Origin of the sequence: Ruegeria spongiae, assembly GCF_023502395.1 — a bacterium.
GTDB classification, from domain to species: Bacteria; Pseudomonadota; Alphaproteobacteria; order Rhodobacterales; family Rhodobacteraceae; genus Ruegeria_C; species Ruegeria_C spongiae.
Genome location: NZ_JAMFMB010000003.1, coordinates 188,357 through 215,098, shown reverse-complemented (window position 1 = coordinate 215,098; position 26,742 = coordinate 188,357). Strand labels below are relative to the sequence as shown.

The window sequence follows — 26,742 nt, the reverse complement described above, 5'->3', positions numbered from 1 at the left end:
CCAGAGAAGAACGCAGGTAATAGCCCCATGTCTGACAAGGACCCGTTTGCCGAACCGGATGATACGGACAAGACGGTGATCCGCCCAAATCCCGGCGGGCGGCGCTCTGCGCCTCAACAGCAACCGCCAGCGCCGGGCTACCCCGATCCGAACATGGCCCCGCCACAGCAGCCCTATCCGCCGCAGGGTCAACCCGGCTATCCCCCTCAGCAACCGGGCTATCCGCCGCAACATCCGGGCTACCCGCCCCAGCAGCCCCCGCAGCAACCGGCCTATGGCGTGCCGCCTGCGCAGCCTTATCCGCCCCAGCAGCCACCGCAACACCCATCCGGCGCCGAAGCCTATGGCGTGCCGCCCGCGCCGCAGCCGCAGGCCCCGCAAAGCCAGCCCGCGCCCGAGACCGATGCGGTGGTAATGACCGGCATGAACCGGCTCAGCGCCTGTGCCACACCGCTCTTCTCGCTGGTCAGCCGTATCCGCAACCGCGCCCAGCATATGGACCCCGACAAGCTGCGCGATAGCGTCGTGTCCGAAATCCGCGCCTTTGAAAACGCCGCCCTGCAAGCGGGTATCCCGGCGCAGACGGTCAAGATTGCCCGCTATGCGCTCTGCGCGACGCTTGACGACGTGGTTCTGAATACGCCCTGGGGTGAGCAATCGGTCTGGGCCACGCAATCGCTGGTCGGCACCTTCCATCGCGAAACGGTGGGCGGCGATCGGTTCTACGACCTGCTGGCCCGGTTGGAGAAAGACCCGGCAAACAACATCGAACTGCTTGAGTTCGTCTATATGTGCCTCTCGCTTGGCTTCGAAGGGCGGCTGCGCGTAGAGCAGGGCGGCAGCGACAAGCATTTGCAGATCCGTCAGGGTCTGGCCCGGATCATCCGGGCACAGCGTGGCCCGATGGAGCGTGATCTCTCGCCCCATTGGGAAGGCGTCGACAAACCCTATCGCGCGCTCAGCTTGTGGCGACCGGTCTGGATCGCCGTTGCCGTCACAGTGCTGTTGCTGATTCTGGAATTTTCAGGGCTTTCTTACGCGCTATCCAACCGGACCGAGAACCTGATCGGTCAGCTTACGGTGATTGATGCCGGGCCGGTGGCTGAATTGCAGCGCCGCGCGCCGCCGCCGCCGCCGCAGCCGGTACAGGAACAGCCGCAGGTCGAAAAGGTGGTGGAATTCCTGAAGCCCGAGATCGACGAGGGGCTGGTCGAGGTGTTCCAGAAAGGCAATACACTGATCATCCGCATCAAGGGTTCGGGCATGTTTGGCTCGGGGTCCGACAAATTGCAGGGCAAGTATGAAGACCCGGTGCGCCGCGTGGCGGTTGCGCTGAACGATGAGCCGGGCAAGGTGATCGTTGCGGGCCATTCCGACAATGTCCCGATCCGCACCTCGCGCTTTCCGTCCAATCTGGCCCTGTCGCTGGCGCGGGCGAAGTCGGTGATGAACCAGATGGCGGCCTCGCTCAGTGATCCCGCCCGGCTCAGCGCCGAGGGCCGGGCCGATAACGACCCGATTGCCGATAACGCGACCCGAGAAGGCCGCGCCGCCAACCGGCGCATCGAAGTCCTGCTGGTGCAGGAGGAGACCTGATGTTCATCCGCAGATACCTGTTCCCCCTGTTCCGCTCGATCTATTTCGTCCTGTTTTTCACCGCCGCCGTTCTGGCCGGGGCGCTCTATTACTTTGGTCCGATGATCGGCAGCGAAGAGTGGCGTCCGTTTGACTCCGTTTGGTCGCGGCTGATCTGGTGCGGCGCAATCTTTGGGCTCTTTTTCGTGATCGCGATGATCATTTTCTTCATCCGTCGCCGGCGCGACAAGAAGATGGAAGAAGAGATCACCGAAGCCGTCGCCGAAGAGCCCGACATGCTGGGCAGCGAGTTGGACGAGCTGCGCGGTAAGCTGAAACAGGCGATGGCCGCGCTGCGCAAGTCCAAGAACGGGCGCAGGCATCTGAACGAACTGCCCTGGTATGTGATGATCGGCCCGCCCGGCGCGGGCAAGACCACGGCCATCGTCAACTCGGGCCTGCAGTTCCCGCTGGCCGGAGAGATGGGCAAGACCGCCATCGGCGGGGTCGGTGGTACGCGAAATTGCGACTGGTGGTTTACCGAGAACGCGGTGCTGATCGACACGGCGGGGCGCTACACGACGCAGGAAAGCGACGCGGAGACGGATAGTGCCGCCTGGGTCGGATTTCTGAGCCTGCTCAAGAAATACCGCAAGCGCCAGCCGATCAATGGCGCGATGATCGCCATTTCTCTGTCCGACCTGTCGCTGCAGGATGAGATTACCCAGAAGGAAAACGCCAAGGCGATCCGCCGCCGTCTGGAAGAGCTTCGCGAGAAACTGGGCGTGCGGTTTCCGATCTATGTGCTGTTTACCAAAGCCGATCTGATCGCCGGATTCGCCGAGTTTCACGACAATCTCGGTAAGGAAGACCGCGAACAGGTCTGGGGCTTTACCCTGCCGCTGGACAAGACACGCGGCGAGGCTAGCCCGGTGGCGGCCTTTGACGAGGAATTTGGGGGTATTCTGGCACGGCTGAATTCGCAAGCGCTGGAGCGGATGCAGACCGAAACAGACCCGCAGCGGCGCGCGTTGATTGCCGGGTTCCCGGTGCAGGTGGCCAGCGTGCGCAAGACCGCGCGTGAGTTTCTGGCCGAGGTGTTCAACGACAACCGCTACCAGCATCGCCAGATGCTGCGCGGGGTCTATTTCACCTCCGGCACGCAGGAAGGCACACCGATCGACCGGCTGATGTTGGGCATGGCTCGCACCTTTGGCATCGGGCGGCAGGCGATCGGGTCGGGGACGGGCGCCGGGCGATCCTATTTCCTGACGCGGCTCTTTGATCACGTGATCTTTCGCGAGGCCGGGCTAGTCAGCGCTGATGACAAGGTCGAACGGCGCTACAAGATAACCAAATGGGTGTCGATTGCCGCGACGATCATCGCGGCGCTTGGCATTGGCGGGCTGCTGGTGCGGTCCTTTATCGGCAATTCCGACCTGATCGCCGACGCGCAGGATCATGTCAGCGCCTATCAGGCCGCCGCCGCCACCCTGCCACCCAGCCCGGTGGGCGACACCGATCTGGTGCCCGTCGTCGAGGCGCTGAACAATCTGCGCGACATGCCCGCCAACCCGGTGCTGTCCGACCCCAGCCCGGACCCGAAACTGACCTATGGCCTCTATCAGGGCGAGGTGATCGGCACCCAGGCCTCGCAGACCTACCGCGCGGCGCTGAACCAGCGCTTCCTGCCGCGTCTTCTATTGCGGCTGGAAGAGCAGATGGCCGCCAATATCAACAACCCCGATCTGCTCTATGAGGCGCTCAAGGTCTATCTGATGCTTGGCCTGCAGGGGCCGATGAACCAGGATCTGGTCAAACAGTGGATGAACCTCGACTGGTCTGTCTCGTTCCCCGATGGCAGCAGGGCAGAGTTCCGGCAGGACCTGAACGATCATCTCGACGCGCTGCTGACCCAACCGATGCAGGAAATTGCCCTGAACGGTCCGCTGGTCGAACAGGTGCAGGGCATCCTGTCGCAGATGCCGCTGGCCCAGCGGGTCTATAACGGGATCATCGCCAGTCAGGCGGCGCAGGCCTTGCCGGAATGGCGTGTCACCGATGCAGGTGGTCCGGCGGTCAGCCGGGTCTTGGTCCGCTCGTCCGGTCGACCGCTGAATGACGGGATCGAGGGCATCTTTACCTATGATGGTTTCAACAATGTCTTCCTGGGCGAGGCTCTGGGTGTCGCCCGACGGGTGCAGGGAGAAAGCTGGGTGCTGGGCCCGCGCGGCGAGGCGGAGCAGACCGAACAGGCGCTGGCCGCGCTTAGCCGCGACGTGCTGGACCTGTATTACAACGATTATATCGCCCGCTATGATCAGGTGCTGGGCGATGTCGATATCATCCCGATGGAAAGCCTCAGCCATGCGGTGGAGGTGACCAATGTGCTGTCCGGTCCGACCTCGCCCATCGTCAACATCCTGAATGCCATTTCGGAGGAAACCAAACTGGCCGAGGATCGTTCGGTTCTGGGCAATTCCGAGGTCAGCGAGGGGCTGGGTACAGTCGCGGGCATCGAGTTGCAGGCCAATACATCTGTCCAGACCCGTATTCTGCTGGAAGCGCTGGCGAAATCCGCATCAGCCCAGGGCGGCCCACCACCCGCACCACCGGGCACCTATGTGCAGGACCGGTTCGAGTGGCTGCACAATCTGACCGCGCGGCCCGAAGGCCAGCCCTCGCAGCTGGATCAGTTGATGGGCAGCTTGACCGAGGTCTATCAGGAGTTGAACAAGATGTCGTTCAGCGGCGTGTCGGGCGGCGAAACCGGCGTGGCACTGCAGCGGTTCCAGCAGGAGGCCGGTCGCGTCGACGGGCCGATGGAACGCTGGGCCACGCAGGTCATCACCGGGTCGAGCGGGATCACCAGCGATAGCACCCGCGCCTCGATCAATGCGCGCTGGCAGGCGGATGTGCTGCCCTTCTGCAGCCAGGTGCTGGACAACCGCTATCCGTTCAGCCGCCGGTCGCGCGCCGATGTGGCGATGGGCGATTTCGCCAAACTGTTCGGCCCCAGCGGGCTGATCGACAGCTTCTTCACCCAAACACTGGCCAAGCACGTGGATATGCGCACGCGGCCCTGGTCGTGGAAAACCGGCGTGAACCAGACCGATCTGGGCATCAGCCCGGCGGTGCTGCAGCAGATGCAATATGCCGCCGAGATCAAGGAGGCGTTCTTTGCCAATGGACCGCAGCCGCAGATCCAGTTCCAGATCATGCCCGAGGCGCTGGATCCCAAAGCCAAAAGCGTGAAGCTTGAGATTGACGGCCAGACGCTGGACTTTCGCCATCGCGGCGGGTTGCCTTCCCCCATGGCGATCAACTGGCCCGGCCCGGTCGGTTTGGCGCGGGTCAGCTTTGAACCGGCCAAGCGCAATATCGAAAGCGTTCTGACGCGGGACGGACCCTGGGCCTGGTTCCGTCTGCTGGACGCCGCCGAGGTGCGCCGCACCAATGTATCGGACCGCAAAAAGGTGATCTTCAATGTGGGCGGGCGCATCGCGATCTTCCAGCTGCAGTCCGGCTCGGTGCTCAACCCGTTTGCGCTGCCTGCGCTCAGTAAGTTCAGCTGTCCGAAGTCGTTCTGATGGAACACCCCGGTTTCGGAGCGTTTGGCAAGATGCCATCGGTGGGCGATTTCTTTCGCCTGAATGTCCCGGCCTCGTTCGTGCAGGTCTGGGACGACTGGATTCAGCGTGGCATGCTGGAGGGGCAAGGCGCATCCGGCGAGGCTTGGGACAGGCAATATATGTCCGCGCCGATCTGGCGGTTTTGCCTGTCGCCCGCTCTGGCGGGGCCTCAAAAGATGCTGGGAGTGCTGATGCCCTCGGTCGATCGCGTCGGGCGTCGGTTTCCCTTGACGCTGGCTGCCCCGGCCTCGGCTGAAGGGTCGGCCATTCTGGACCATTTCCGCGAGACAGAGCTTTATGTTCAGCTGGAAGATGTGGCTCTCGCCGCGTTGGAAGACGACATGACCAAAGACCGGCTGGCCGAGGCGCTGAGTGATCTGCCATCCCCCCAACGCCGCAGCGACGCCCGCGTCAGAAAGGCCGGCAGCACGCTGGTCCTGACCCAGGGCGAAGGAATTGGTGACATCCTGCCCGACCTGGCCGCCGGGCTGATGACGGGCGATTACCGCGCACCCAGCATCTGGAGCACGGAAATCGCCGGTGTGCCGCGCCTGATGATCTGCGAAGGTTTACCGACGGGTGCAAACATGCAAGGTTTGTTCAACCTGACCGCTGCAATCTGGACCGAGGCAAGGCCCATATGAATTCACGACCCCGGGTCCGATACAGCGCCCGTAGCCATGTTGGCCTGGTGCGAAAGGTGAATGAAGACGCCATTCTTGCCATGCTTGACGAAGGGCTCTGGCTGGTGTCCGACGGGATGGGAGGGCACGAGGCCGGGGATTACGCAAGCAGGTTGATTGCCGACATGACAGCCTCGATCCCGCCGGGCTTGCCACCTGCCGAGAAGTTGAACGCGCTGCGCGATACCCTCAGCAAGGCGCATAAGGTGATCCGGGCCGAGGCCGACAAACGTGGCGGCAAGACCATTGGCGCAACCGTGGTTAGCCTGATGCTGGCCAACGGGCATTTCGTCGGGCTCTGGGCCGGGGACAGCCGTATCTACCTGCTGCGCGATGGCAAGATCCAGATGCTGACCAGCGACCATTCCTTCGTCGCCGATTTGGTGCGTGACGGCAAGATGACCTGGGACGAGGCCGAACATCACCCGCAATCCAACGCGATTACCCGCGCTGTCGGTGTCGGGGACGAGCTGGAGCTCGACAAGATCCGAGGCGAATTGCAACCGGGCGACCGGTTCCTGCTGTGCTCGGACGGGCTGACCAAATACGCCACTTTCGCCATGCTGGAGAAGGCACTGAAAGAGCTGCCGCTTGAAACCGTGTCCGACCGGTTGGTGCAAATGGCGCTGGATGGTGGCGGTGCCGACAACATCTCTGTCATCGTGGTCGAGGTTGTCTGACCACTAACCGCTGCTCATCCCGACAAGCATCGCCCCAAGCGCCACGATATGGATCAGCATGATGGCCCGGTCGTTCCACAACACGCCCACAGCAAACCAGCCCAGTACCCCAACCAGAAACAGATAGAGGTTCATCGGCGTCCACCCGACTGCGGTGGCCGTGTACCCCATGATCTGAATGATTGAGGCCAGCCATTTGACGGTGAATGCGATCCGCTCCGATTGGGTCGCGCTCGGGGTAATTGCGTGTAGCATCAGTGTTATTCCTCGGGCAGTTTTTCTTCGGCGCGACCAATCTGATCTGGCCCGCCAGCATTGGGGGCGTAACACGGGCAGACTGACAATTCGCTTTGGGTTTGATGTTTCTTGACTGTAGGAATACTATTGCCGAATGGCGCAGCTTCCCCCTCTTAACGCGTTGCGGGCCTTTGATGCGGCGGGCCGGCATCTGAACTTTCGCGCAGCGGCGGATGAGTTGGGCGTCACGCAAGGCGCCGTTGCCCAGCATATTCGGCAGTTGGAGGCGCAACTGGGTCAGCCGCTGTTTGAACGCCAGACCAAGGGGGTGTCGTTTACCCCTGCCGGGCGCAGTTATCATGCCCGGATTGCAGCGGCGTTTCAGGACCTGCGCGTGGCCACGGACGCGTTGCGCCCTGCGCCGGGTAAGGTTCTGATCAGCGTGACGCCGAGTTTTGCGGCCAAATGGCTGATCCCAAACTTGCCGGATTTTGCAGCCCGCCATCCCGATATCGATCTGGAGATACTGGCGACCGAAAATATATCGCGTTTTCATGGCGATGGCATAGATTTGGCGGTTCGTCAGGGGGACCCGCCCTTTGGTGCAGCGCTGGAGGCGATACGCCTTTTCCGCCAGGAAATCATCGCCGTTGCTGCGCCGTCTCTGGTGGCAGACCAGCCGCTGCCGCTTGATCCCGCTGTCTTGGCAACGTTGCCCAAGCTGCATGACACCCATGATCATTGGCCTGACTTCCTGAAAGATCTGCGCATCAATGATCAAAGCGGGCGTGGATTGCACCTGAGTCAGACCGCCTTGTCGATAGATGCCGCGCGCGCGGGGCAAGGGGTCGCCCTGGTCAGCCGGTTTCTGGTCGTTCACGATCTTGCTGCAGGGCAGCTTTTGCAGGTCAGGCCAGAGGCACTGGTCGGAAAGCAGGATTTCTATCTTCTGGCCACGCGCAGCAAAAGACGCGATTCTGCGACGCAGGCCGTGATGGACTGGTTTTCCTCGAAAGCGCACACCGGGGGCTGATTAGCCAGAGAGGGTTGTACAATCGACGTCGGTTATTCGGCGACAGTCGTGAGGATCTTGCTGTTGATCGACAGGATATTGGTGTCCTGGCTGCGGCTGCGATCCCGTAGCGCTTCGGCATAGCCGGTGGCGGATTCCGTGGTCGGACGCATGTCAGTAAAAAGTGGCTTGTCCGAACGGATCGCGATGACCTTGCTTTTGCCAAGCGCGCTGTCATCAACCATGAAGGCGATACCGCCGTTCTTTTCGCTCTCCTCCAGCGAATAGGCCACGCGGACGGATTTGATGCCGTTGTCGCCCTTGCGCAGGTCCGTGATGTCGTTGTCCGCGCGCGAGATATTTGGCAGAAGATGGAACACGTTGCCGGAAACGTCGATCACCGAAACCGACAGGTAGCCGTCCTGGATGTCACGGGGCAGGATCACGTCGATGATCGGGTTCTCGCCAACCACAAAGGCGCCATCGGGCCGCCGCCACTCGTCTTCGCCGCCCTTTCTGAAATCAATCCCGATCGGACCCGGCGGTGCGGCAGGCAGAAAATTCTCGATCAGGCACAGCGACGGGTTCAACACCTCGACATCGGCCTCCACGGGCCGGTCGCCCGCAACCGCTCCTAGCCCGGACTGCAGTGCCGCCATCGTGGTTTCGGCGGCCACGGTGCCGGAGAACGCGATCGATGTATCGGGGCCATACCCGGTAGAGGGCGGCCGGATCAGATCGAGCGGGCCGCAATCGGCCATGCTGTCCAGAACCGTCTGCACCGAGGCCGCGGCCAGAAACAGCGGTTCAAGCTCGATATCGACATCGCCGGTCAACCCGCCAGGCAGCCCATTCACAAAGGCCTGCATTACCGTGTCATGCACCTGCCGGTCGGTGGTATCGCCGCTGATTTCGGCGCTATTGCCGCTGACCGAAACTCGCCAGGTATCCAGATCGGCCATCGTATCGACGATCGACGTCACGCCCTGACCCCAATCAGGAGAAATATCACCCGAGGCCAGCGTCAGATCGGCAGTGCCCTGTTGCAGCGTCATTTCGTCGGTCAACTCGGTACGAACCTCTTCCGAAGGGGCAAAACCGGTGGCGCGTGGCGGCAGGCCTTCGCGCTTTTCAACCACCAGCGTATAGGGCTGAACCACTGGATAGATCGGCCCCATGAAACTGTCGAAGACGCCACTGAAATAACCGCCTGCCCCAAGCGCGACCATGGCCAGAACACCACCCCCCAGGATCAGCCCGCCGCGCCCGCCTTTTTCCTGCGCAGCCTTGGGCCGGGCAGGAGGCGGGCTTGATGGCGGAATGCTGGCGGGGGGGACCGAAACCTCGTCACTTTCAACCGAAGCCCTGCGCGGCACGATGACGGTGGCGTCATCCAGTACCGGATCGTCTGCGACCGGCACCGGCCCGCCATTGGAGAGCGCCTGCAACACGGCCGTTGCGCTCTGGAAACGATCGGCGGGGTCTGGGGCAGTCATCCGGTCGATGATGGATTTCAACGGCTCGGGTACGCCGTCAGTCTCCAGCGGGTTTTTCTTGTTCTCGACCACTTCCATCGGGTTGCGGCCTGCCTGTGGGGATTCGCCCCGATAATTGGCCAGCAGCAGCGCGCCCAGAGAGTAGATATCGGTGCGGGTGTCGGTCTTGCCCGAAAGCTGTTCGGGCGCGGCATAGGCGTATTTGCCGGCGAATTCGTTGCCCACAATGGTTTCGGCACCCGGATTGGTATCCTTGGCGATGCCAAAATCGATGATCACCGCCTGTGACGGATCCCCATCTCGCAGGATGATGTTGTCGGGGCTCAGGTCGCGATGCACGATATTGCGGGCATGGGCCGCTTCCAGCCCCTCGCAGACCCGTTTGCAGACCGTCAGCAACTGATCGGGGGGCATCGGGCCCTGTTTCAGCTTCTGGTCCAGGCCGGGACCATCAATGAAATCCATCACCAGATAGACATGGCCTTCGGGCGTGCGGTTGTTTTCGGAATAGCGCACCACTGCATCATGGCGAATCTCGCGAATTTCCTCTTCGCGCGTCAGCAGGACCAGGAAATCTTCGTTGCTGGAGAACTCGGCCTTGAGCACCTTGAGCGCCGCCAACCGCCCCGATATCTCGGAGCGGGCGCGATAGACATCCGAGGTTCCGCCCCGCCCCAGAATGGCCTCGATCCGGTAGGTATTGTTGACCAGGTCTCCGGGTTGGAACAGGTCACCGGCGCGGGATTCGGTCATGCAGGCCTCGGGAATTTACGCGTTCTGCAGTGACCCTATCAGCCAAGCGCCTGAAATTCGACCCGCCGATTTTCATCCGCGCGCGGATTGGATGTGTTAAAGGGCTGGCTTTCACCTGCGCCGACCGCCTCAAGCCGAAACTCGTCGATACCGCAATCACTTACAAGGTGACGTTTAACCTCTTTGGCGCGCAGCAGCGACAGGTTCTCGTTATAGGCTGCCGAGCCGGAGCTGTCAGTGTGACCGATGATCTGGAACACATTCACATCCACATCCTTCATGGCGTTGCACAGCGCGCTCAGCTTGGGCTTTTGGTCGTCACGCAGCGCCGCGCTGTCGAAATCGAAGCTGATCTGGATGTTGACCTGCTGATCTTTCGGAACCGCGGTGTATTCGGTTGGCGCCGTCGCAACGGTGGTTGCGGCGTCTTCCGTTGCTGGTTCCTGCTGACCCGAAGGCACGATCACCAATCCACGCGTCTTCTGCTTGTTGAAGGCATCGGTGATCTCTTCGGCCGTCAATCCGGCATCCTGCGCAAGCGCTGTCTGAACCGAAACCACTGCAATCAGGGCAGGGGCACATAACCGGGTTAGTGATTTGATCGCGCACATATTTCTGGCTCCTTCGTCGCCGGTGACCATATCTTAGTTCGTCTTTGGGTGCAAAGCTACTTCATGCTGATTGCAAGGAACAATGAATAAGGTCACACAAACCGTAACATTCCGTGCGCGTGCCCCGTGACAACCATCGGAGCGGATTCTAGAGTGCCCGCTGGAACGACAGGCAACGAGGACAACAGGCATCATGCGTATCGTACCAGCGATCATTCTGGCCGTGGCGATCATTCTGGCCCCGATCCTGTGGTATGTCTTTCCGATCCTCGTCCCGATGGAGGAAAATTTCGAAGGGCCTGCAATCGATTCGGGTGCCCGGATCGAGATCGAAATGCTGAGCCAGCAGATCGAACATCTGAACAACAAAATCGATCGCATGGCCAGCGAGTTGAGCCAGGTCCAGATCGGCGGTGTGACGCTGTTGCAGGACTATGACGATGCGGCTGATTCTTTCGGCTATGACAGTTCGACTCCAAACGAAATCATCGATGCCTATGCGCAGGTTGTGCTGATTGCAGAACGCGACAAGGTCAATGATGGCCTCCAGCTCGCGCGGCCCTCGTTCCTGCGCGAAACCTTCGGGCTGCCCCGCGAAGACCTGAACAACGATTGCCAGTCGATGACCAACGAGCGATTGAAATCCAAGCTGGTGCTGGAGGAGGTAGGCCCGGTTCGGGTGCGGATGCTGAAACCTGCGGTGGAATCCCTGCGCGATGTTTTCGACAATATTCAGCGCACCGACCCCGACCTTTATGCCCGCATCAACACGGCAGGCTCGCTCTGCGTCAGGTTCATTCGCGGCTCGACCACCTCGGCCTCGGCGCACGCATACGGTCTGGCGGTCGATCTGAACATCGACGGCGTTCTGGATACGTTGGGGGATGGCAAGACCCAGCTGGGCCTGACCATCCTGGCGGATTTTTTCCGGCAAGAGGGCTGGGTCTGGGGTGCCGCCTGGGGCCGTGAGGATTCGATGCATTTCGAGGTGAGCCGTAACAAGCTCGAAGAATGGCTCGATCAGGGTCTGCTGTAATCCGGGTTCAGCGCAAAATTCACCTGCTATCTTCCTGTTTTAATTAGCATTTGAAGGTAGGCAGTGCGGTGACATCACAGCTTGCGAGCGATCAAAGATTGCATGAACGCCGCTTTGGCAGGCCCGAGGAATTTGACGCGGTGGCGGCTTTTCTGGTCAACGAATAGGCTGGATTCATCACCGGTCAGATCCGGTTGCTTGACGGTGGCGCCTTCCCCGGAACCATGTAAGGGTACCACGATGACTCGCCATGCCTTTCCGATCGCCGAGCGTTCGACCATTCCCGTTGTTGACTCGGATACCGTCTTTCCGGTCAACCGCGTGTTTTGCGTCGGGCGCAACTATGCCGCCCATGCGCGCGAGATGGGCGCGGATCCGATGCGGGAGCCGCCTTTCTTTTTCGCCAAACCGGCGGATGCCATCTTGACGGGGGCTGATCTGCAGTTGCCGTACCCGCCCAAAACGAATGATCTGCACCATGAGGTCGAGATGGTTGTTGGTCTCAGATCCGGTGGGCTCGACATTCCGGTCGAAGAGGCGCTCGGGCATGTTTTTGGTGCCGCGTTGGGCATCGAATTCACCCGCCGTGACTTGCAGGGCGAGGCCAAGAAAGCCGGCAGACCCTGGGAGATGGGCAAGGGTTTTGATGGCTCGGCGGTGATCGGGCCAATGACGGAGTTTGACCCTTCCACGCTGCCGCAATCCGGTCCCATCCAGTTGGATGTGAACGGCGCACCCCGTCAATCGGGCGATCTGTCCGATATGATCTGGGGTGTCGCGGAAACCATTTCGGCCTTGTCGGCTTTCCTGACCTTGCGTGCGGGCGACATCATTTACACCGGCACCCCCGAGGGTGTCGGCGCGGTCGATGTCGGCGACCACCTGACGGCGACGTGCCCCACTCTGCAAACTTTGAATGTAGGCATTGTGGCTAGCCCGCCTCAGATTTGCCCCGAGACCGAGACAGGTCGAATTACCTGACTGACAGCACCGGCAGCGGCGGATTTCAAATGCGCCGTCATCGGTTTGGCTGTATTCGGCAATCAATGAATGTCCAGCCAATCGCGTCTGATCCTGTCCAACGATTGAGGATTGGCTCAGGATCTAGGCGCTGCTGAAAACCTGGATTCACAGAACGCCCAGGACAGGCCGATCCTGGTTCAGCAGCCCAGCCAGTAGATGGCCAAAGTACACGCGGTTCTGCGACAAAAAACTGGCTGTACCAAAGATTGACGATTATGATCGTTACATGCGCCGCCGTATTGAAAATCCTGACGATGATGAAGAGGCCACGCCGCGTTCGATTTACGATCCCGAGCCAATCGAGGACGCGGACCTGTGGTTCCTGCCGCAGCCTCCCGAGGATATGGCTCCCGGCGAGATGCCCTGGCCCGTGGCCGCCCGCGAGGTGGGGTTGGACGGGCGTACCTGGCAAGCGGCCGAGGCTGCGCAATATCCGTTGCTTGTGGCCGCAGCGCAGGCGGTAGCGCGCTTTGGCGAACGGCTGCGGCATGCCGCACCAGGCGTGAGCGAGCGTCTGGCGTTGATGACGGTGTCGGCGTTGCTGCGGGCCGAAGGTATCTGGCTGGGCTCCGACCAGATCGCGCTCTACCGCGCCTTCCGGCTGGGCAGCGACGACATGGCCCGCGACCAGAGCCGCGCGGATTGGGCGGTGCGGCGGTTGTTGGCGGGGCCACTGCCGCAGGACGGAATGCGGGATTTTCTGGGCCGCGTCTCAGTAAGCGACCCGCATCCCGACGAAGACCGCCCCATCGGGCCGGAACTGGATCTGGCCGGGCAGGACTGGGCCGAGGGTCTGCCGGAAACCGGCCATCTGCTGACCCGTGCTGCGCAGAGCTTTGCCGCCTGGCGGCAACAGGCGCTGACACCGTATGAGCAGATATTGGAGCCATCGGTTGCGGCGCTACTGCTGGGCGCGGGCGATGAGGCGCCGTTCCTGCCCATGGCCGAGGGGCACCGGTTCGACCGCCACCAGCTGGCGCAGAGCTCGGATGCGGCGGTGGCACGGCTGGTCACCTTCCTGACCGCGATCGAGGCCGGGGCACTGCGCGCCGCGATGGAGTTGGATCGACTGGCGGCCTGGCGCACCAAGGCGGTTCAGGCTACGGCTGGATTGTCGGGCCGTACCCCGCCGCTGCTGATCGCGGCGCTGTTGCGTTATCCGATATTGTCGGCGGAACTGGCGGCCGAGGCGGCTGATTGTTCGCGCCCCTCGGCCCGGCGCAACCTGACGCTGTTCCATGAGTTGGGTCTGATCCGCGAGGTGACCGGGCAGGAGCGCTACCGGTTCTGGGCGGCGCTGGTGTGAGGCGCTTTGGCAGCATAGCGTTATTGCCAGTCAAAAGGTGCAGCCCAAGCGACGCGGGTATTGCCGCCGTTATGTTGACATAGGATCAAGTGGTTTGACCCAAGCGTGACGGCAGTCTGTGTGAACTTCTTTGCGGGGCTTCGGGAAACCCGGATCACCGAACGATCCAACGCCAATTGCGAACATGTCAGGCTTGCGCAATGGTTCCCAGAAGACGGTTGAACCACATCTGGCGCAAAAGTGAAAAACCAAGTCGTAGCCAGCATCCGACGAGCGCCGATAGTTCTTGTAGGAACCACTGACTTCGACGTGCTGTTTCAGAAAGAACGCTGCAACGCCATAAGGGGCGCTCGTACGCTTTTGGCAGGCGATACAGTGGCACAGAGAGACCAATTCTGGTTCCCCGGTACAAAGAACTCTCAAGTTGCCACACGAGCAGGTTGCCTCTCGCGTCATAAATATCCCCTAGTGACATTCCGAGTATGGTTGACACCCGGTTTTTTGCAACTGGGTTGCGTTCGGGAAGAACACAAAGGGAAATAAGGCGACATTCCTTGCGACCCGGTTATCCGAGTATCAGGTCCCGCTGGTCCGCGCGGCCCATTGAGAGGAGGCGCGGGGGCTCCGACGTCTGGACGCTCGCTTTGCCGAACCAACCGCGCCAGTGCGACAGGATCAGGCTTTGCGCCACGGCCCCGCCAAGCGTGGCGCCGGGGCCCAGAATAATAAACACGTCCGGCATAAACTCACGCGCGGCGGTGCGGATGGCGGTGGTGAAGTCGTAGGTCTTGGTCACTTGGTGATCCAGCGTGTAGTCGCGCAGGGCGGCCAAGTCGCTGGATTTGGGCCGCCAGATCGCGCCGCGCCCGTCAATCAGGGGAAGCTGCGGTTGGTCAAAAAGGCATTGGTCCAATTGGCTCTGACCCAGTTTCGCGACCGTGGCCTGCAGCGCGGTGTGAAATCCGGCATGGTTGGGCAGGCGCATCGGGAAACGGTCCTGCAGTTGCGGTATTTCGACTTCAAAGGCGGCGAGACCAGCGGCGTTGCCAGCCAGTACCAGCATACCACCCAGATCAATGGACAGGTCCAGCGCGTGATCGGGGCGGGCGGCGATCTGGGACACTTTGGCGAGGGTTTTTTCGCGCGCGCCGGGGATCACCTGCCAGTTGCTATCCATGAAGGGATAGATCACCTGCCCGCCGATCATCTGCTCCTGCATCAGCGTGCCCATCGTGTTGACCACGCGCAGCCCGTTCATCGGGTTCAGAGCGCCCGCGCAGGTAAGTGCGATGTACCAGCCCATCGAATTGCCGGTCACCCCGAGGATCTCGAACTTGTCGCGGTCGATGGACAGGAAATCGCAATAGGCGCAGGCATGGATCAGGGCCGAGGCATTGTCGCCGCGTGTATGCACCGCGCCGGAAAACCGTGCGGCAGTGTCCAACTCCGACAGCGGGGGCTGCCCTTGCGCACGCCGGTAGGTATCGAACGCGTCGATCAGCGCGGATTTGTTACCGTGGTAGCGGGTGAGATAGCCAAGTTCCTCGCGGTTATAGGTGCCGCGTCCCGGCGCGATGACGATGGCAGTCTGTTTCATGGCGCGGCCCACAGGGTGCGCGCGGCCTCCGAGATGCTGGCGCGCGAGGGCATGGTGGCGGCATAGGCCGGGCCGGTGGCGATGAAGCTGTCACAAGCGGCGAGTCGGGCATGGGGCAGGGCGGTCTGTTCCTGCAGCATCGCCATCAGCGCCTCGGACAGGCTGCCGGTGCTGCGGCATTCATCGACGATCAGCACTTTTTCGGCACCCTCCAGCGCGGCAAGAATGCCCTCGACCGGCAAGGGCGCGATCCAGCGCAGGTCGATCACGCGGGTCTCGATGCCCTGATCCGCGAGGTCGCTGGCGGCCTGAGTGCTGAGATAGCGGCCATTGCCATAGGTCAGGATCGCCAGCGGGCCATCGTCTGAAACACCGACCTCGCCCAGGCCAATCCGGCGGTCGGGGCTGGGATAGGTCGCCATCCAGCCGCTGTCTTTCTCGGCCATCAGATCGCGCATCGGATAAAGCGCGATGGGTTCGACCATCACCACGACGCGCTGTTCCTCGCGCGCCAGCCGCACGCATTCGCGCATCATCATGGCGGCCTCATCCCCGCGCGAGGGGCAGGCGATGATCAACCCCGGAATATCGCGCAGCACCGCCAGCGAGTTGTCGTTGTGGAAATGGCCGCCAAAGCCCTTCTGGTACCCCAGCCCCGCGATGCGGATCACCATCGGGTTGGTGAACTGGCCGTTCGAGAAGAAGGGCAGGGTGGCCGCCTCGCCGCGCAGCTGGTCCTCGGCATTATGAAGATAGGCGAGGAACTGGATCTCGGGGATCGGGACAAAACCGTTATGTGCCATGCCGATGGCCAGCCCGAGGATGGATTGTTCGTCCAGCAACGTGTCGATCATCCGGTCCGGTCCAAACCGCTCGGCCAGTTTCTGGGTGACGCCATAGACGCCGCCCTTGGTGCCCACATCCTCGCCCATCATGACGATCTCATCATGCGCCAGCATCAGGTCGGTGAGCGCCCAGTTGATCAGCCGGTTCATGGTCTGGGGCGCATCAAGCTGCTTGTGATCCGAGCCGAAGGCCGTTTGCCGTGCTGTTTCACCGGCTCCGTTGCTGGGCGCGCAGGCGCGGGGTGGCGGGATCAGCGAGGCCATCACCTGCTCGGCGGTTTGCAGGCGGGGCCGGGTGACAACCTCGGCTGCGACGCGGGTGCATTGATCTTCTGCTTGCTGGTAGATATCCAGCACCTCGTCAGCACTCAGGATGCCACGCTGGATCAGCAGCCGGGCGGAGTGCAGCAGGGGATCGTCCGCCTCCCAGCCCTCAAAGACCTGTTTGGGCAGATAGGCCTGTTGCAGGTCCGAACCCGCGTGGCCGTAGAGCCGCACCAGAGACAGATGCAGGAAGGCGGGTTTGCGCTGGTGGCGGGTGTGTTCGACGGCCTCGCGCGCGACCCGGTAGGTGTCATAGAGGTCGAGCCCATTGGCATGAAAATATTTCAGCCCCGGGCGCTGCGCGAAATTCGCCGCCACCCAGCCGCGCGGCGTGCGGGTCGAGATGCCGATGCCATTGTCTTCGCACACAAACAGCAGCGGCAGGGGGGTCGACTGATAAGCGGTCCAGGCGGCGGTGTTGAAGGCGCCCTGAGCGGTGGAATGGTTGGCCGAGGCATCCCCGAAGGAACACATCACAAGGCTGTCTTGGGCCAGCACCTGATGTTCGGGCGGATGGCGTTTGGCAAGGCCGATGGAATAGGCTGCCCCAACTGCTTTGGGCACATGGCTGGCGATGGTTGATGTCTGCGGTGGGATCAGCAGTGGTTTCGATCCCAAGACCTTGTGCCTCCCACCGCTGATCGGATCGTCCATCGCGGTGGCAAAGCTCAGCAGCATGCCCCAGGCGGGTGTGACACCAGGCACCTGCTGACTGCGCATGCACTGAAACGCGCCGTCGCGGTAATGCAGAAACGCCATATCGTCAGGCCGCAATGCGGCGGCGACAGCAGCCATGCCCTCGTGCCCCGATGAGCCGATGGTATAATACCCCTGCCCCTCGGCCTGCATCTTGCGCGAGCGACGGTCGAGATTGCGGCTGAGGCACTGCGCCCGAAAGATCGCCACTGCCAGCGTATCCGAAAGCGGCCCATGCGCCGGGTTACCCCTGGGTAGATCGCCCGAGGCCAGTCGCGTGCGAAACCTCTGATCGACAATATCGGCGCGGTCCATATTCAACCCTTTGCGTTCACTCGCCCTGTTCACGCCAGCATAGGAGCCTAGGTGGCCGATCAAAACCGATCTTGTGGAATGCATCTATGAGGAAACGGAATAGACGGCAGCAATGAGCCCATTTTGGTCGTAGGTTTGATCGCAGGGATCGCCTCGCAATTCGAACCTCTTAAGAGACGATCATATAGTACTTCCGCAAATTCTCGGTGATCCCCGAGATCAACCTGCTCCCTTTTTTGATAAGAAACGCATCACCAGCCGTGAAGGTCTCGGCGTCTCCGTCAGGATGGGCTAGTGTTACAGACCCGGAAATCACAGTCATCATTTCATATACCGGATAGGCGTCGATCTCTTCACGACAGGGTGGGCATTCCCAGACGCCCGTTAGAGTAGTTTCGTCGTCGCTCGCAAACTTGAACCAGATTCGTTCGTATCACTGTTTGCGAAGGCGCCAGGATCGGTGAAATCCGAGGCCACCATGTTACCTGGGTTGGGTATCAGCCTGAAAGACATCTTGTTCATTGAACTCCCTTGTTGCATGGCGATTAATCGAAGACTCAGCTTTTGATTTCCTGAGCTGTGATCTTGGCACAAATCGGCTCGTCGTCCGCGCAGCTGTCGATCGGCAGGTAGAATTCGAATGGCTGCTTCCGGCTGCCACCGGCCAATCGAACTGATTGCAGAGAATGTTATTTCTCAGTCCTTTTTTCTTATGCTGCAGTACGCACGAACGACCATAGCCCGTAGATGACTGCCGTTATTGTCTGGACGAGGGGTCCAAGCCAAACTTCACCAACGATCCAACTTCGCCGGATCGTCGACAGCACTTTCGCCTTATCGCGTAGTATTCCGAAATACACACTTCAGGCGAGCACTGGGGCTATTTCAAGGTTCCCGGAATTGTTCCGCTTTAGCCGACGAATGCTTCTGTGGAACACAATCGGGGTCGTGTCACTTACCTGCCCCGGCGGGCTGCAGGCCCGACGAGACGTCTTTGACCACGTCCACGAACTCATCCACCATTTTCGAGTTTCCCGCTGCCCGTCGCGCGACGTAGAGTTCGATGCTCTGACCGTCCGTTTGGTAGGGGATGCAACTCAAATGCGAAGGTGCCAGGGCGCGGATCCAGGCAGGTGCCAGTCCAATGCCAACCCCGTGCGCCACCAGTTGCAACATGGTGGACTTGTCAATGACTTCGCAGGCGATGTCCGGTTGCCACCCATGGGCGCGATAGCTGTTCCAGAGCAGGTCGTGAAGGATCGGGCGGGCGTGTTTTGGAAACCCGATAATTGGGTGATCTCGGATATCCGCCGCTGACAGTGATGCCCGGCCCGCAAGTTCGGATGCGGATGGCAAGACCACGACAGCATCCTGCCGGTACAAAAGGTCCGCTTTCAAAAACCCTTCTTCAGGGGGTTTGCGGACAAAGGCAATGTCAGTGCGGTGATTTGCAAGCTCTTGCGTATGGTAGTCTGAAGATGAAATCTCAAGAATTTCCACATGCACCGAAGGTTGCCGTTTGCGGAACTCCATCAGCGCGGGTGGCAGCAGCATCGAGATCGCCTCGTCAACGCCGCTGACCCGCAACGTTTTCAGCTCGCTGTCGGCTGCGTGCCGGGCCTTGGAAACGGATTTGTCGATATCCGCTAGAATACGCTTGGCGTCGCGCAGGAACTCGGACCCCGCTTGCGTTAGGCTGACCTGTCGGGTTGTCCGAAAGAACAGGGCAAAACCCAACTCATGTTCCAGCGCGGAAATACGATCGGACAAGGCAGGCTGGCTGATGCCGAGGCGTTCGCCCGCCTTTCGAAAATGCAGCTCTTCGGCGACCGCTACAAAGCACTGTAGTTGGCGAAGTTCCAAGTCAACCTGTCCTAACTACTGTATGACGCGCACACGTTGCTGATCGTCCAGTCCGCGTTCATAGTTGCGGTTCGCGTCCGCAAACTCCAGCGAGTTCAGGGTGTCTTCGCGCCCCTCAAGATGGGCGGTCTGCGTCGCGTCGTCCATGTCAAACGGCAGTTCCGTCTCGCCGGTTCTGATAATCCGGTTTTCGATATCAATCGTGTAGCTAACGCCATCCTCATGGGACGCCGCCTGCATCAGCTGATCCCGCACCTCGGGGCTGACGATCGGCAGGGCCAGGCCGTTCTTGCGCGCATTGTCATAGAAAATGCCGGCAAAGCTGGTGCCTATGATGCCCTGAATGCCCAGTTGAACCAGCCCCCAGACCGCGTGTTCCCGGCTGGACCCGCATCCGAAATTATCGCCGACGACCAGTATTCTGGCGCCGTGCCACGGGCGTGTGTTAAGCACGAAATCCGTGCGCGGCGTATCATCGTCGTGAAAGCGCAGATCGGCGAAGGTGCCCTCTGCCAGCCCCTCGCACGTGATGGTGATCAGAAAGCGTTTGGGCATGATCACATCGGTATCGACATTTGCCAGCGGCAAGGCGGCGGCCAGCCCGTGGACAATCTTTGGCATCTTATTCCGCTCCTTCGCTTAGAAAATCGCGAACATCGGCGATACGGCCATGGATGGCGGCGGCGGCCACCATCTCCGGGCTCATCAGATGGGTGCGCGCCCCGCGGTCCTGTCGACCTTCGAAGTTGCGGTTGGTGGAGGATGCGATCCGCTCGCCATCCATGGCGATATCGTCATTCATCGCAAGGCACATCGAACAGCCGCTTTCCGGGCGCCAGTCAAAGCCCGCTTCCTTGAACACCCGGTCGATCCCCTCAGCTTCGGCCTGCAGGCGGGTATAGGTCGAGCCGGGAACGACGATGGCGTTCACCGATCCGGCGACCTTTTTCCCTTTCAGGATTGCGGCAGCGGCGCGCAGATCCTCGATGCGGCTGTTGGTGCACGAGCCGATAAAGGCGCTGTCGATTTCGATATCGATCATCGCCTGACCTGCCTTCAGGTCCATGTAGTCCAGCGCCCTGTTCAGCGCCTCGCGTGCCTTGGGCGTCATCCCTTCGGTCTCGGCGGGGACCAAGCTGTCGACGGGAACCGACTGATCCGGGCTGGTGCCCCAGCTGACAAGCGGAGCAATGTCGGCGGCGTCAATCTCGAACTCCGTGTCATAATCCGCGCCCGCATCCGAGTTCCATTCCAGCCCGCCAAAATCCAGTGTGCCGCTATGCGCGCGCCCCTTGATTGCCTCAAGCGCCTTTTGGTCAGCCCCGATCAGGGCGGCCCGTCCGCCCAACTCGACTGCCATGTTGCAGATCGTCATCCGACCGGACATTTCCTGCGCGCGGATGGCCGAGCCGGAAAACTCGACGGCATAGCCATTGGCACCGCCCGCGCCGACCACCTGAACGACCTTCATGATGATGTCCTTGGCGGTCACACCGGGGGCAAGATCGCCATCGATTTTGACCAGCATTGTCTTCAGCCGCTTATAGCGCAGGGTTTGCGTCGCCAGCACATGTTCAACCTCGGACGTGCCGATGCCAAAACCAAGCGCTCCAAAGGCCCCATAGGTGGTGGTGTGGCTGTCACCGCAGGCGATCAACATCCCCGGCGCGACAAGCCCCTGTTCAGGCACAACAACATGCTCGATCCCCTGGCGGCGGTCACCCAGGCCGTAAAAGGCGATATTGTGCTTTTCACAATTGGCTTCCAGATTGTCGATCAGCAGCTTCGAGGCCGCATCATGCGGATCGCGCTGCCGCGTGGCATTCACGTGATCGACGACCGACAGATGAGCCTCGGGCCGCCAGACGGAGAGCCCCTTCTGATCCAGCCCGGAAAAGGCCTGCGAGCTGGTGTATTCATTCATGATGTGGAAATCGACATAGATCAGCATGTCACCGTCGGGCAGGTCGCAGACTTTGTGTGCGTCCACCAATTTGTCATAAAGCGTCCGGCTCATTCGGCAGCATCCTTCTGTTCGGTCTGGCGCAGGAAAAATGCGCGCATTCGGCTGGCAATTTCGTCCGGGATCTCTTCGGCCATGTAATGGGTGGCATCGACGGCTTCGCCTTCGACCTGGTTTGCACGCTCACGCCAAAGCGCCATCGCGTCGAAACAGGTCTCGATCACCCCGCGCTTGGCCCATAGGACCATCAGCGGTTGTTCAACCTTCTGCCCGTCGTCCTGATCGTCATGTTCGATGTCGATGGTCGCGGCGGCACGGTAGTCCTCGCATGCGGCATGGACCGCCTCGGGTGTGCTGAAGGCGGTGATGTATTCGTCGAGCGCTTCGGTGGTGAAGGGGTTTTCACCCTTGGCCTGATTAAAGCATTTCAATTTCCAGAACTGCGCGGGGTCATTGCCGATAATCTGTTCCGGGATGGGGTCGTTCTGAATCAGAAAGAACCAATGCCAATAGGCGCTCGCGAATTCCTTTGAGGTATCGCGGTACATCTCGCGCGTCGGCGCGATGTCCAGCAAGACCATCGCACGTACATTCTGCGGATGATCCAGAGCCATCCGATGGCTGACCCGTGCGCCACGATCATGGGCACCGACCAGAAACGCCTCGTGCCCCATCTGAGACATGACCGAGACCATGTCTTTTGCCATCTCACGTTTCGAATACGGCGTATGCCGATCATCTGAGGCAGGTTTGGACGAGCGGCCATATCCGCGCAGGTCGGCGCAGATGACATGAAACTGATCTGTCAGTTGCGGGGCAACAGCATGCCACATGGCCGACGTTTGCGGATAGCCGTGCAATAGCAAAAGGCCGGGATTGCCGGGGTCGCCACCGTGGCGCACAAAAATCTTCTGCTCGCCGACATTCAAAGTCAGTTCCTCGAAATCCAGAAACATTTCGGTGCGCTCCGCTAAATCGGTTAGTTATTCAAGATAGCCGACTTTTTCGACAATACTGATCGGATTTACTGATCAATTCTTCCGAAAAATCATCGCTGCCACAGCATGTACCCTCGATCAGCATATTTGATCGGGTCAGACCGGCCTGACAGAAAGGGAGGAAGCTATGAAGTTCTGGAAGACATCAAGTCTGGTCGTTGCGCTTGTCACCGGTGCAGGTGCGGCCTTTGCCGCCTGTGATCCGGGCGAAGTCGTCATCAAGTTCAGCCACGTTACCAACACCGATAAACACCCCAAGGGCATCGCGGCGACGCTGCTGGAACAACGCGTCAATGATGAGATGGGCGGAAAAGCCTGTATGGAGGTTTTTCCGAACTCAACTCTCTACAATGATGACAAAGTGCTTGAGGCGCTGCTGAACGGCGATATTCAACTGGCGGCACCATCGCTGTCGAAGTTCGAGAAATTTACCAAGAAATTCCGCATCTTCGATCTACCGTTCCTGTTCAAGAACATCGAGGCGGTCGATGCATTCCAAACCTCTGACGCCGGGCGGGCCCTGCTGGGTTCGATGCAGCGTCGCGGCCTTCAGGGGCTGACTTTCTGGCACAACGGCATGAAGCAGATGTCGGCCAACGTCCCGCTGGTTACGCCGGTCGATGCGAATGGGTTGAAATTCCGGGTCATGTCCTCGGACGTGCTGGTGGCGCAGATGGAAGCGATTGGCGGCAGCCCGCAGAAATTGGCCTTTTCCGAGGTCTACGGCGCGCTTCAGCAAGGTGTTGTCGACGGTCAGGAAAACGTCTGGTCCAACATCTATGGCAAGAAGTTCTTCGAGGTGCAGGACGGCATCATCGACTATATGGTGGTGACTTCGGTGGACTGGCTGGACGGCCTCGACCCCGAAGTGCGTGATCAGTTCCTGACTATTCTGGGCGAGGTAACCGCGACCCGTAACTCGGAATCCTACGCTGTGAACCAGAAAAACCGACAGGCAATACTGGATGCGGGCGGAACCATTCGCTCGCTGACGGATGAAGAGCGCGAAGCCTGGATCGTCGCCATGCAACCGGTATGGGAGCAGTTCTCGGGCGATATCGGTCAGGACTCCCTCGACGCAGCAGTTCAGATCAACTCTGGCTTTTGAAGCACCCGGCGCGGGCAGGACATTCCTGCCCGCTTTCTATCATGTTGAAAGGGTAGGCTATGGTCGACAACCACTCGTTCGCTGACCGGATCGAAGAGACTTTGATCGCCGGTATTCTGGGTCTGATGACCGCACTGACATTTGCCAACGTCGTTGCCAGATATGTCTTTGATTCAAATATCCTTTGGGCGTTAGAGATGACAGTCTTCCTGTTCGCCTGGCTGGTTCTGCTGGGGTCGTCCTATGCGGTAAAAAAACACGCGCATCTGGGGGTCGATCTGGTGGTTAACATGCTGAACGCCGACGCCAGAAAATGGCTGGCTTTGACCGCTGCCGCTGTTTGTGTCGCCTTCTCGCTTCTGATGCTGAAAGGTTCGTGGGACTACTGGGCCAACTTCGCCAACCTGCCTGCCACCGAAGGGCGCTGGTTCCCGCTTGGGTTCGAGCAGGATTATCGCGAAAAGGGCTGGTACGAGACCAACGACATCCCGATGCCCGGTATCCTCGTCTGGATGGCAGACACATTCAACGAGGGTGAGGCCTATGAAAAGATCCCGCGTTTTTTGCCCTACATCGTGCTGCCGATTTCGATGGGCTTGCTATTGCTGCGGTTTGTTCAGGCCACGTTTAGCATACTGAACGGCAAGATGGATCGACTCGTGGCAGCCACGAGGTTGAAGATGAACTGGCTGAGATTGAAGCCAAGAACGCGGAGGCGAAGTAATGGATGTCGTCCTTCTCTTTGCCATGGTCATCGGATTTCTGATGATCGGTGTTCCAATTGCAATCTCGCTTGGGATGTCTTCGATCCTGTTTTTGCTGTGGTTTTCAGACAGTTCACTGGCGTCGGTCGCGCAAACGCTGTTTGTCGCATTCGAAGGCCACTTTACTATGCTGGCGATCCCGTTTTTTATCCTCGCCTCGGCCTTCATGACGACAGGCGGCGTGGCGCGGCGGATCATCCGCTTCTCGATAGCATGTGTCGGCCATTTCCCCGGCGACCTCGCGATTGCGGGTGTGTTTGCCTGTATGCTGTTTGCCGCGCTGTCAGGTTCCTCGCCTGCCACCGTTGTCGCCATCGGCGCAATCGTGATCTCTGGTATGCGGCAGGTCGGATACACTAAGGAATTCGCCGCCGGTGTGATCTGTAACGCTGGTACGCTGGGCATCCTGATCCCACCCTCCATCGTCATGGTGGTCTATGCCGCCTCGGTCGAAGTATCTGTGGGCCGGATGTTCCTTGCAGGTGTCATTCCCGGGCTGTTGGCCGGTGTGATGCTGATGGTCACCATTTATGTCATCGCCAAGATCAAGAACCTACCCAAGGGCGAGTGGAAGGGCTGGGGCGAAGTGTTCCAGTCAGGTCGCGAAGCCGGTTGGGGCCTGTTCCTGATCGTGATCATTCTGGGCGGTATCTATGGTGGTATCTTCACCCCCACCGAAGCCGCCGCCGTGGCCGCCGTCTATGCCTTCTTCATCGCTACCTTTGTCTACATGGACATGGGGCCGCTGGCCGCCCCAATAACGCGTAGTCTGTCCGCCGCCGCGGTGATCGAGGACGCGCCCGCCGGACCGCGCATTCCCCTGAAAAGCAAGCCCTGGGCAGTTGTTACCGCGATTGTGCATCCGGACACTCTAAAGACCCTGTTCGATGCGGGGAAACTGACCGTGACGCTGCTGTTTGTGATCGCCAACGCGCTGATCCTGAAACATGTGCTGACGGACGAGCAAATCCCGCAGCAGGTCGCCAATGCAATGCTGTCGGCAGGCTTTGGGCCGGTGATGCTCCTGGTGGTGGTCAACATCATCTTGCTGATCGGTGGTCAGTTCATGGAACCCTCGGGCTTGCTTGTAATCGTGGCACCGCTGGTCTTTCCCATCGCTATCGAGCTGGGCATCGATCCGATCCATCTGGGCATCATCATGGTGGTCAATATGGAGATCGGTATGATTACCCCGCCGGTGGGCCTGAACCTCTTTGTCACCTCGGGCGTTGCCGGGATGCCGATGATGAGCGTGGTCAAGGCAGCCCTGCCGTTCCTGGCTGTGCTGTTCGTGTTCCTGATCATCGTCACCTATGTTCCGTTCCTGTCCACATTCCTCCCCAACACATTCATGGGACCGGAAATCATAACCCAGTGACGCGCACTGCGCTGGCGGCATCTGTCGCCAGCACATTTTGTTCAAGATAGTAGGGTTTGTGCGACTATTGTGATGGTTCAACGGAGCAACAATGCCAGAAGTCTCCTTTCCTCGAGGTTGAGGGTTTAGGTGGTCAGTCTGGGAGTGGCTCAGTCGAATAATACGGCTCATTCTCTGCTTTATGCGCAGGCCGATTCTTACGGTTGTTGTGAAGCGAACATAGCGGTCTCTTAGTGCTGAACCAACCGACGTCAGTTTTGTCCGCAAAACCATCATGAAGGCAATAAGCTGCTTTGCCTGATCTTGCTACGGCGCTAATGATCAGGGATGGACACGCTAGACCGCAAAATTATCGCCGCATTAAGCCACAATGCCCGGCAATCGACCACCGCGATTGCGGCGCAGTGTGACGTGGCGCGCACCACCGTGCATGAGCGTATCACGCGGATGGAGGCGCGCGGTGTAATTGCCGGGTACTCGGTCGTTCTGCGCGACCCTGACGAGGGCGGCAAGGTGCAGGTCATCGTAATGCTTGAAGTGCAACAACAGGAAACCACCCGTATCATCAAACGGTTGGAGGCTTACCCAGAGGTCAAGCTGTGCCTGTCGATCAATGGAGAGTTCGATCTGCTCCTCTCAGCCGAAGCGCCACGGATCGAGGATTTAGATGTGCTGGTCGACGAACTGGCGCGTATCCCCGGCGTGCAGCGAACCAACACGTCCGTGGTGTTTGGTCGCAAAATCGACCGAGCCTGACGAAACGGCAAGTATTTCGTCATTTTAACGGCATCATGAGTCATTCCGACACTCTGTGCCCTATGATCCGGACGGGTTTTTCCCCAGAATC

Annotated in this window: 22 protein-coding genes and 1 pseudogene; 12 read left to right on the top strand and 11 right to left on the bottom strand. The window is 60.2% G+C overall.

Annotated features, from left to right (window positions below):
- The first annotated feature begins 27 nt into the window (after positions 1-27).
- From icmH to M3P21_RS04135, 4 genes are read left to right on the top strand one after another with little or no spacing between them, the layout of a single operon-like run.
- On the top strand, positions 28-1,596 hold the full coding sequence (icmH, locus tag M3P21_RS04150) for a type IVB secretion system protein IcmH/DotU (protein ID WP_249707071.1): 1,569 nt from the start codon (positions 28-30) through the stop codon (positions 1,594-1,596).
- Entirely contained in the window at positions 1,596-5,165 is a 3,570-nt protein-coding gene (gene tssM, locus M3P21_RS04145) for a type VI secretion system membrane subunit TssM (protein ID WP_249707069.1), read from the top strand. The genes icmH and tssM overlap by 1 nt, the downstream gene beginning before the upstream one ends.
- Entirely contained in the window at positions 5,165-5,851 is a 687-nt protein-coding gene (tagF, locus tag M3P21_RS04140) for a type VI secretion system-associated protein TagF (RefSeq protein WP_249707067.1), read from the top strand. The genes tssM and tagF overlap by 1 nt, the downstream gene beginning before the upstream one ends.
- Positions 5,848-6,570, top strand: coding sequence for a PP2C family protein-serine/threonine phosphatase (locus tag M3P21_RS04135; RefSeq protein ID WP_249707065.1), 723 nt, complete (start codon positions 5,848-5,850; stop codon positions 6,568-6,570). The genes tagF and M3P21_RS04135 overlap by 4 nt, the downstream gene beginning before the upstream one ends.
- Before the next feature lie 3 nt (positions 6,571-6,573).
- Here M3P21_RS04135 and M3P21_RS04130 read toward each other — a convergent pair whose 3' ends face one another.
- A complete protein-coding gene (locus tag M3P21_RS04130; RefSeq protein ID WP_249707064.1) occupies positions 6,574-6,825 on the bottom strand; it encodes a DUF6552 family protein in 252 nt (83 codons plus the stop codon).
- 136 nt (positions 6,826-6,961) lie between these two features.
- On the opposite strand from M3P21_RS04130, the gene M3P21_RS04125 reads away from it, so the two are divergent.
- A complete protein-coding gene (locus M3P21_RS04125) occupies positions 6,962-7,840 on the top strand; it encodes a LysR substrate-binding domain-containing protein (RefSeq protein ID WP_249707063.1) in 879 nt (292 codons plus the stop codon).
- Positions 7,841-7,872: 32 nt separating this feature from the next.
- Here the strand turns inward: M3P21_RS04125 and M3P21_RS04120 are convergent, their stop codons facing one another.
- On the bottom strand, positions 7,873-10,068 hold the full coding sequence (locus M3P21_RS04120) for a serine/threonine protein kinase (protein WP_249707062.1): 2,196 nt from the start codon (positions 10,066-10,068) through the stop codon (positions 7,873-7,875).
- Positions 10,069-10,106: 38 nt separating this feature from the next.
- A complete protein-coding gene (locus tag M3P21_RS04115) occupies positions 10,107-10,679 on the bottom strand; it encodes an OmpA family protein (RefSeq protein ID WP_249707060.1) in 573 nt (190 codons plus the stop codon).
- 193 nt (positions 10,680-10,872) lie between these two features.
- On the opposite strand from M3P21_RS04115, the gene M3P21_RS04110 reads away from it, so the two are divergent.
- From M3P21_RS04110 to M3P21_RS04100, 3 genes are all read left to right on the top strand, one after another.
- Positions 10,873-11,715, top strand: a complete 843-nt coding sequence (locus tag M3P21_RS04110) for a M15 family metallopeptidase (protein ID WP_249707059.1) — start codon at positions 10,873-10,875, stop codon at positions 11,713-11,715.
- A 240-nt stretch (positions 11,716-11,955) separates the two neighbouring features.
- A complete protein-coding gene (locus M3P21_RS04105) occupies positions 11,956-12,696 on the top strand; it encodes a fumarylacetoacetate hydrolase family protein (RefSeq protein WP_249707058.1) in 741 nt (246 codons plus the stop codon).
- A gap of 268 nt (positions 12,697-12,964) precedes the next feature.
- Positions 12,965-14,044: a helix-turn-helix domain-containing protein gene (locus M3P21_RS04100; RefSeq protein WP_249707057.1), complete on the top strand. Its 1,080-nt coding sequence runs from the start codon at positions 12,965-12,967 to the stop codon at positions 14,042-14,044.
- A gap of 69 nt (positions 14,045-14,113) precedes the next feature.
- Here the strand turns inward: M3P21_RS04100 and M3P21_RS22715 are convergent, their stop codons facing one another.
- From M3P21_RS22715 to M3P21_RS04070, 8 genes are all read right to left on the bottom strand, one after another.
- On the bottom strand, positions 14,114-14,500 hold the full coding sequence (locus M3P21_RS22715) for a GFA family protein (RefSeq protein WP_373319943.1): 387 nt from the start codon (positions 14,498-14,500) through the stop codon (positions 14,114-14,116).
- Positions 14,501-14,609: 109 nt separating this feature from the next.
- Positions 14,610-15,641 carry an ACP S-malonyltransferase gene (locus tag M3P21_RS04095; protein WP_249707054.1) on the bottom strand — a complete coding sequence of 344 codons (1,032 nt, stop codon included), beginning with the start codon at positions 15,639-15,641 and terminating at the stop codon, positions 14,610-14,612.
- Complete coding sequence (locus tag M3P21_RS04090; protein ID WP_249707052.1) at positions 15,638-17,821, bottom strand: dehydrogenase E1 component subunit alpha/beta; 2,184 nt, start codon at positions 17,819-17,821, stop codon at positions 15,638-15,640. The genes M3P21_RS04095 and M3P21_RS04090 overlap by 4 nt, the downstream gene beginning before the upstream one ends.
- Before the next feature lie 169 nt (positions 17,822-17,990).
- A complete protein-coding gene (locus tag M3P21_RS22710; RefSeq protein ID WP_373319947.1) occupies positions 17,991-18,245 on the bottom strand; it encodes a cupin domain-containing protein in 255 nt (84 codons plus the stop codon).
- A 527-nt stretch (positions 18,246-18,772) separates the two neighbouring features.
- The gene (locus M3P21_RS04085) at positions 18,773-19,684 is read right to left on the bottom strand and encodes a LysR family transcriptional regulator (protein WP_249707049.1); all 912 of its coding nucleotides are present in this window, start codon (positions 19,682-19,684) and stop codon (positions 18,773-18,775) included.
- Positions 19,685-19,699: 15 nt separating this feature from the next.
- On the bottom strand, positions 19,700-20,305 hold the full coding sequence (gene leuD, locus M3P21_RS04080; protein WP_249707048.1) for a 3-isopropylmalate dehydratase small subunit: 606 nt from the start codon (positions 20,303-20,305) through the stop codon (positions 19,700-19,702).
- 1 nt (position 20,306) lies between these two features.
- Positions 20,307-21,701, bottom strand: a complete 1,395-nt coding sequence (leuC, locus tag M3P21_RS04075) for a 3-isopropylmalate dehydratase large subunit (RefSeq protein WP_249707046.1) — start codon at positions 21,699-21,701, stop codon at positions 20,307-20,309.
- A complete protein-coding gene (locus tag M3P21_RS04070; protein WP_249707045.1) occupies positions 21,698-22,603 on the bottom strand; it encodes an alpha/beta fold hydrolase in 906 nt (301 codons plus the stop codon). Before M3P21_RS04070 ends, leuC begins: the two co-directional genes overlap by 4 nt.
- Positions 22,604-22,772: 169 nt before the next feature.
- Here M3P21_RS04070 and M3P21_RS04065 point away from each other — a divergent pair, with 169 nt between their 5' ends.
- From M3P21_RS04065 to M3P21_RS04050, 4 genes and pseudogenes are all read left to right on the top strand, one after another.
- The gene (locus M3P21_RS04065; RefSeq protein ID WP_249707044.1) at positions 22,773-23,753 is read left to right on the top strand and encodes a DctP family TRAP transporter solute-binding subunit; all 981 of its coding nucleotides are present in this window, start codon (positions 22,773-22,775) and stop codon (positions 23,751-23,753) included.
- 59 nt (positions 23,754-23,812) lie between these two features.
- A pseudogene (locus M3P21_RS04060) lies at positions 23,813-24,477 on the top strand (TRAP transporter small permease).
- A complete protein-coding gene (locus tag M3P21_RS04055; protein WP_249707043.1) occupies positions 24,477-25,895 on the top strand; it encodes a TRAP transporter large permease in 1,419 nt (472 codons plus the stop codon). The pseudogene M3P21_RS04060 and the gene M3P21_RS04055 overlap by 1 nt, the downstream one beginning before the upstream one ends.
- A gap of 327 nt (positions 25,896-26,222) precedes the next feature.
- Positions 26,223-26,651, top strand: coding sequence for an Lrp/AsnC family transcriptional regulator (locus M3P21_RS04050; RefSeq protein ID WP_249707041.1), 429 nt, complete (start codon positions 26,223-26,225; stop codon positions 26,649-26,651).
- The last annotated feature ends 91 nt before the right edge of the window (positions 26,652-26,742 follow it).

Excerpts from the sequence above, each read along its gene's own strand:
- icmH (WP_249707071.1), top strand. The coding sequence starts at position 28 with ATGTCTGACAAGGACCCGTTTGCCGAACCGGATGATACGGACAAGACG.
- tssM (WP_249707069.1), top strand. The coding sequence starts at position 1,596 with ATGTTCATCCGCAGATACCTGTTCCCCCTGTTCCGCTCGATCTATTTC.
- tagF (WP_249707067.1), top strand. The coding sequence starts at position 5,165 with ATGGAACACCCCGGTTTCGGAGCGTTTGGCAAGATGCCATCGGTGGGC.
- M3P21_RS04135 (WP_249707065.1), top strand. The coding sequence starts at position 5,848 with ATGAATTCACGACCCCGGGTCCGATACAGCGCCCGTAGCCATGTTGGC.
- M3P21_RS04130 (WP_249707064.1), bottom strand. The coding sequence starts at position 6,825 with ATGCTACACGCAATTACCCCGAGCGCGACCCAATCGGAGCGGATCGCA.
- M3P21_RS04125 (WP_249707063.1), top strand. The coding sequence starts at position 6,962 with ATGGCGCAGCTTCCCCCTCTTAACGCGTTGCGGGCCTTTGATGCGGCG.
- M3P21_RS04120 (WP_249707062.1), bottom strand. The coding sequence starts at position 10,068 with ATGACCGAATCCCGCGCCGGTGACCTGTTCCAACCCGGAGACCTGGTC.
- M3P21_RS04115 (WP_249707060.1), bottom strand. The coding sequence starts at position 10,679 with ATGTGCGCGATCAAATCACTAACCCGGTTATGTGCCCCTGCCCTGATT.
- M3P21_RS04110 (WP_249707059.1), top strand. The coding sequence starts at position 10,873 with ATGCGTATCGTACCAGCGATCATTCTGGCCGTGGCGATCATTCTGGCC.
- M3P21_RS04105 (WP_249707058.1), top strand. The coding sequence starts at position 11,956 with ATGACTCGCCATGCCTTTCCGATCGCCGAGCGTTCGACCATTCCCGTT.
- M3P21_RS04100 (WP_249707057.1), top strand. The coding sequence starts at position 12,965 with ATGCGCCGCCGTATTGAAAATCCTGACGATGATGAAGAGGCCACGCCG.
- M3P21_RS22715 (WP_373319943.1), bottom strand. The coding sequence starts at position 14,500 with ATGACGCGAGAGGCAACCTGCTCGTGTGGCAACTTGAGAGTTCTTTGT.
- M3P21_RS04095 (WP_249707054.1), bottom strand. The coding sequence starts at position 15,641 with ATGAAACAGACTGCCATCGTCATCGCGCCGGGACGCGGCACCTATAAC.
- M3P21_RS04090 (WP_249707052.1), bottom strand. The coding sequence starts at position 17,821 with ATGGACCGCGCCGATATTGTCGATCAGAGGTTTCGCACGCGACTGGCC.
- leuD (WP_249707048.1), bottom strand. The coding sequence starts at position 20,305 with ATGCCAAAGATTGTCCACGGGCTGGCCGCCGCCTTGCCGCTGGCAAAT.
- leuC (WP_249707046.1), bottom strand. The coding sequence starts at position 21,701 with ATGAGCCGGACGCTTTATGACAAATTGGTGGACGCACACAAAGTCTGC.
- M3P21_RS04070 (WP_249707045.1), bottom strand. The coding sequence starts at position 22,603 with ATGTTTCTGGATTTCGAGGAACTGACTTTGAATGTCGGCGAGCAGAAG.
- M3P21_RS04065 (WP_249707044.1), top strand. The coding sequence starts at position 22,773 with ATGAAGTTCTGGAAGACATCAAGTCTGGTCGTTGCGCTTGTCACCGGT.
- M3P21_RS04055 (WP_249707043.1), top strand. The coding sequence starts at position 24,477 with ATGGATGTCGTCCTTCTCTTTGCCATGGTCATCGGATTTCTGATGATC.
- M3P21_RS04050 (WP_249707041.1), top strand. The coding sequence starts at position 26,223 with ATGGACACGCTAGACCGCAAAATTATCGCCGCATTAAGCCACAATGCC.